Genomic DNA, 6,073 nt, shown 5'->3' on the forward strand with positions numbered 1-6,073 from the left:
TACGGATACGCACTTCAGATACGCACTACAGAACCAGGATCCCGATGTCCTCTGCCGTGCGCTTCGGCGTCAACTACACCCCTAGCCAGGGGTGGTTCCACCACTGGCTCGACTTCGACCTCGACTCCGTACGCGCCGACCTCGACTCGATCGCCGAGCTGGGTCTCGACCACGTCCGGGTCTTCCCGCTGTGGCCGTACTTCCAGCCCAACCGGACCCTGATCCGAACCAAAGCCGTAGGACAGCTGGTTGAGCTCGTCGACGCGGCCGGTGAGCGCGGGCTCGACGTCAACGTGGACGGTCTGCAAGGGCACTTGAGCAGTTTCGACTACCTCCCCGCATGGACCCGCACCTGGCACCGGCGCAACCTCTTCACCGACCCGGACGTCCTCGACGGCCAGGCCGCCTATCTGCGCACCCTCGCCGCCGCCCTCGCCGATCGCCCCAACTTCATCGGCATGACCCTGGGCAACGAGGTCAACCAGTTCTCGGCAGGCCCGCATCCGGACCCCGACCGGGCGACGGAGGAGCAGATCGACGCCTGGCTGACACGGATGCTCGCGGCCTGCGCGGAGGGTGCGCCCGGGAAGCCGCATCTGCACGCCGAGTACGACGCGACCTGGTACCAGGACGACATGCCGTTCACCCCGGCCCAGGCCGCCCGCCACGGCGCGATGACGGCCGTGCACTCCTGGGTCTTCAACGGCACCGGCCAACGCCACGGCCGTGCCTCCGTGCAGAGCGAGCATCACGCCGCCTATCTCGTCGAGTTGAGCAAGGCCTGGGCCGACGCAGCGCACCGGCCCGTCTGGCTCCAGGAGGTCGGCGCGCCCCAGCCGCTCGTCCCCGCCGAGCACGCGGCGGACTTCGCCTCGGCGACCACCGCCAACGCCCTGGACTGTCCCGACCTCTGGGGCATCACCTGGTGGTGCTCCCACGACGTGTCCCGCGACCTCGCCGACTTCCCCGAACTCGAGTACGGGCTGGGCCTGTTGACCAACGACCGGCAGGCCAAGGACATCGCGCTCGTGCTGGCGGAGGCGGCCCGCGAGCCCACGTACGAACCCGCCGTCCGCACCACGGCCCTCGTCGTGCCCGCCGATCCGTCGGTCCGCTCGCTCTGCGGTCCCGGCGGGCCGGTGTTCGACGCCTACTTCAGACTCGTCGCCGACGGTGCCCGCCCGGCGACCGTCCTCGACGTGCGCGTGGACGACAAGGAACACCTCGCCGCGCGCGGCATCACCGAAGTCGTCACTCCCGACCAGGTACTCCCCACCCCACAAGGAGGCACCAGCTCGTGAACCCCGGACGCCCCACCAGACGCACCGTCCTGCTCGCCGGCGCGGCAGCGACCCTGCTGCCCCCATTGCCCACGCCCGCTTTCGCGGCCGCGCAGGCCGCCACCAACACCGGGCAGCCGTACGCCAGTTACTGGTACCCGGACTCCCTGCCCAGCGGCACCCCGGGCACCGGCATCACCTGGAACAGCCTGAAGAGCTGGACCGCCGCCTCGGACGCGGACCTCGCCTTCAACGCGGCCGCCGTCCCGCTGGCCGCACGCTTCACCCCGACCCCCGCGAACAGCACCGCGCGCTCGGGCCAGGCCCGCATCCAGTCCCTGGTCTCCTTCGGGCCGACGTCGAGCAACCCCTCCCAGGGCGCGGCCACCGCCGACTACTACGCCCTCACCCACTGGTCCTACCTCGACGAACTCGTCTTCTGGGGCGGCTCGTCCGGCGAGGGCATCATCCTCGCCCCGAACGCGCCCGTCGTGGACGCCGCCCACCGGCACGGTGTCCCCGTCCTCGGCAACATCTTCCTGCCGCCCGTCGCCTACGGCGGACAACTCCAGTGGACCCGCGACCTGGTCCAGAAGGACTCCGCCGGGCACTACCCGCTGGCCGCCCAACTCGTCGCGGTGGCCGCCGCGTACGGCTTCGACGGGTGGTTCGTCAACGCGGAGACCAGCGGCGGGAACACCGCGCTCGGCACCGACATGCAGGGTTTCGTACGGGAGTTGAAGTCCCTCGCCGCCGCCCAGGGCCAGCGGGTGACCTGGTACGACGCGATGACCGTGAACGGGACGGTCAGTTGGCAGGGCGCCCTGAACACCTCGAACCAGGCGTTCTTCCAGGCCGCCGACTCCATGTTCATCGACTTCCGGTGGAGCACGAGCACACTGGCCGCGTCCGGGACGAAGGCGGACGGCCTCGGGCGCAGCCGCTACGAGCTGTGGGCGGGCGTCGACGTCGAGTCCAACGGGTCCAGTACGTCCGTGAGTTGGGACGCGATGGTGCCGACGACCAAGGCGCACATCACGTCCGTCGGGTTCTACCGGCCCGAGTGGACCCGCAACCATCTGCCCGCGAGCCGTACCCCGGGCGACTTCCACGCGGCCGACGACCGGTTCTGGACCGGGCGCTCGCTCGACCCGTCGAAGCCGGACAGCACGGACACCTGGCGGGCACCGGCCGTGTCGGTCGCGGACCGTTCGACGGTGGGCGGCGCGCTGCCGTTCGCGAGCGTGTTCAACACCGGGCACGGGCTGCGCTGGTACGAGGACGGCGTGGTCACATCGAGCACGGCATGGAATCACCTGGGACTCCAGGACCGGCTGCCGTCCCGGCGCTGGGTGGTGCGGACGGCCGGGCAACGGCCCACCGTGACCTTCGACTTCGCGGACGCCTGGCGGGGCGGCAGCAGTGTGCTGGTCTCGGGTGTACTGGATCAACCGACGACGGTGGATGTGTACGGTTCACAGCTGCCGATCGGTGGTGACACGGTTGTCGACCTGACCTTCCGCACCGACACCGGCAGCGGCGGTGTGAACGTCGAGCTGGCCGTCGCCACGGCCGAGCCGAGCAGCGCGGGGTTGACGCCGCCGTACACCTATCTGCCTGTGAACTCGGTCAACGGGTGGCAGACGGTGAGTGTGCCGCTCACAGGGCTTTCGGGGACGCTGCATGCGATCGGTGTGCGGCTGACCGCGGCCGACGCGAGCGGGAGCACGGTGAACTGGCGGCTCGGCGGACTTGCTGTTCGCGATGTCAACGACACCGAGCCGCCTGCCGCGCCCGACGGCCTGCGGATCACCGCCGCGAGCGGAGGCGATCTGCGCTTCGCCTGGGACGCCGCACCCGGTGCCGTACGCCACTACACGCTCCACCGGCTGCTGCCCGACGGCACCCGGCGGTTCCTCGGCGGCACCTGCCAGCGCGCGTTCTTCGTCGGTGGGCAGCAGGCCGAACAGGGCGAGCAGCAGGCGTGGTTCGAACTGCGCGCGACAGGGGAGCTGTACACAGCGTCGGCCCCCGTGACCGTCGCGCACACCTGGTAGCACCCGAGACCCGAACCGCGACCCACCCGCAACCGAGCTACGGAGCACCCCGCATGCATGACGACCGCAGCCTGGTCGAAGCCCGCCTCAAGCGCGTCCTCGAAGAGCGCATCCGTCCCGCCGTGTACCCCGAGTCCGTGCCGCTGGAGGTGGCCGTCTGGCACGCGCCCGACGAGCCGGTGCCGGTGGCCGAGGGGCTCGCGGGCACACCCGAACCGATCGAGGTGGGCGCCCGGTGGGGTGCTCCCTGGGGGACCAGTTGGTTCCGTGTCACCGGGACCGTCCCCCAGGAGTGGGCCGGGAGGACCGTCGAGGCGCTGCTCGACCTCGGCTTCGACGAGAACATGCCCGGCTTCCAGTGCGAGGGCCTCGTCTACCGGCCCGACGGCACCCCGGTGAAGGGCCTCAACCCGCGCAACCAGTGGGTGCGGATCGGCGCGCCGGTCGCGGGCGGAGAGGAGGTGCGGCTGCACATCGAGGCCGCCTCCAACCCCGTCATCCTCGACTACCACCCCTTCCTGCCCACCCAGTTGGGCGACAAGGAGACCGCCGGCAGCGAACCGCAGTACACGCTCACCCGCATGGACCTCGCGGTCCTCGACGAGAACGTCTGGCAGCTCGTCCTCGATCTGGAGGTGGTCGGCGAGCTGATGGCCGAGCTGCCGGTGGACTCCGCGCGCCGCTGGGACCTGCTGCGGGCCGTCGACAAGGCGCTGGACGCGGTGGACCTCCAGGACGTCAACGGCACGGCGGAGCAAGCCCGTTCACAGCTGACGGCCGTCCTCTCCGCGCCCGCCGTCCCGTCCGCGCACCGCATCAGCGCCATCGGGCACGCGCACATCGACTCCGCGTGGCTGTGGCCGCTGCGCGAGACGGTCCGCAAGGTCGCCCGGACGACGTCCAACATGACGGCTCTCCTTGAGGACGAACCCGACTTCATCTTCGCCATGTCCCAGGCCCAGCAGTGGGCCTGGGTGAAGGAGCACCGGCCCGAGGTGTGGGCGCGGGTCAAGAAGGCGGTGGCGGACGGGCGGTTCGTGCCGGCCGGCGGTATGTGGGTGGAGTCGGACACCAACATGCCGGGATCGGAGGCGATGGCCCGTCAGTTCGTGCACGGGAAGCGGTTCTTCCTCGACGAGTTCGGCATCGAGAACGAGGAGGCCTGGCTGCCCGACACCTTCGGCTTCGCCGCGGGACTCCCGCAGATCATCAAGGCCGCCGGCTCCAAGTGGCTGCTGACGCAGAAGATCTCGTGGTCGCAGACGAACAAGTTCCCCCACCACACCTTCCGTTGGGAGGGCATCGACGGCACCCGGATCTTCACCCACTTCCCGCCCGTCGACACCTACAACTGCTCCATGCAGGGCCGTGAGATCGCCCACGCGGCACGCAACTTCAAGGACAAGGGCGTCGCCCGGCACTCCCTCGCGCCCACCGGCTGGGGCGACGGAGGCGGCGGCACCACCCGCGAGATGGTCGCCAAGGCGGCCCGCCTGCACGACCTCGAGGGTTCGGCGACCGTGGCCTGGGAGACCCCGAAGGAGTTCTTCGAGAAGGCCCAGGCCGAGAACCCCGAACCACCGGTCTGGGTCGGCGAGTTGTACCTCGAACTGCACCGCGCCACCCTCACCAGTCAGGCCAGGACCAAGCAGGGCAACCGACGCAGCGAACACCTCCTGCGCGAGGCCGAGCTGTGGGCGGCCACGGCGGCGGTCCGGGCCGGATTCCCCTACCCGTACGAGGACTTGGACCGGATCTGGAAGACGGTCCTGCTGCACCAGTTCCACGACATCCTGCCCGGCTCCTCCATCGCCTGGGTGCACCGCGAGGCCCGGAAGACCTACGAGGGGCTGGCCGCCGAGCTGAACGGCATCATCGACGCGGCCCAGCGCGCGCTGGCGGGGGAGGGGACGACCCCCGTCGTCTTCAACTCGGCGCCCCACACCCGCGAAGGCGTCCCCGCGGGCGGCGCACAGACCCCGGCGGCACAGGGCGAGACGGCCCTCGCGACCCGGGTCGGCGGCGGCCACGTCCTGGAGAACGGCCTGCTGCGCATCGAGATCGACGGCCGCGGCCTCGTCGTCTCCGCCTACGACATCGAGGCCGACCGCGAGACCATCGCCCCCGGCCGGGCCGCGAACCTGCTCCAACTCCACCCGGACTTCCCGAACATGTGGGACGCCTGGGACGTCGACGAGTTCTACCGCAACACCGTCACCGACCTCACGGACGCGGAGGAGGTCGTAGCCGACGGGAACACGGTGCGGATCGTACGGTCCTTCGGCACGTCCCGGGTCACCCAACTGCTGTCCCTCGCACCGGGGGAGCGGCGGCTGCTCATCGACACCGAGGTCGACTGGCACGAGACCGAGAAGTTCCTCAAGCTCGCCTTCCCGCTCGACGTGCACGCCGAACGGTATGCGTCCGAGACCCAGTTCGGGCACTTCCACCGCCCCACGCACACCAACACCTCATGGGAGGCCGCCAAGTTCGAGGCCTGCAACCACCGCTTCGTCCACCTCGAGGAGCCCGGCTTCGGCGTCGCCGTCGTCAACGACTCGACGTACGGCCACGATGTGACCCGCACGGTCCGCACCGACGGTGACAAGGGGACGACCACCACGGTCCGCGTCTCGCTGCTCCGCGCCCCGCGCTTCCCCGACCCCGAGACCGACCAGGGCCTCCACCGCTTCAAGCACGCGCCGGGCACCAGCGCGTGCTTGAAGCGGTGGAGGC

3 protein-coding genes are annotated in these 6,073 nt (G+C 70.5%); all 3 read left to right on the forward strand.

Annotation, left to right across the window (positions count from 1 at the left end):
• Positions 1–56: 56 nt before the first annotated feature.
• Complete coding sequence (locus JHN63_RS17220) at positions 57–1,301, forward strand: cellulase family glycosylhydrolase (protein ID WP_200681950.1); 1,245 nt, start codon at positions 57–59, stop codon at positions 1,299–1,301.
• Positions 1,298–3,337 (forward strand): endo-beta-N-acetylglucosaminidase, encoded by a 2,040-nt coding sequence (locus JHN63_RS17225; protein WP_200681944.1) that lies wholly within the window; start codon positions 1,298–1,300, stop codon positions 3,335–3,337. The genes JHN63_RS17220 and JHN63_RS17225 overlap by 4 nt, the downstream gene beginning before the upstream one ends.
• A 53-nt stretch (positions 3,338–3,390) precedes the next feature.
• On the forward strand, positions 3,391–6,073 hold a 2,683-nt coding region (locus JHN63_RS17230; protein WP_200681945.1), incomplete at its 3' end, for an alpha-mannosidase.

Source organism: Streptomyces sp. MBT65, from assembly GCF_016612545.1.
Lineage (GTDB): Bacteria > Actinomycetota > Actinomycetes > Streptomycetales > Streptomycetaceae > Streptomyces.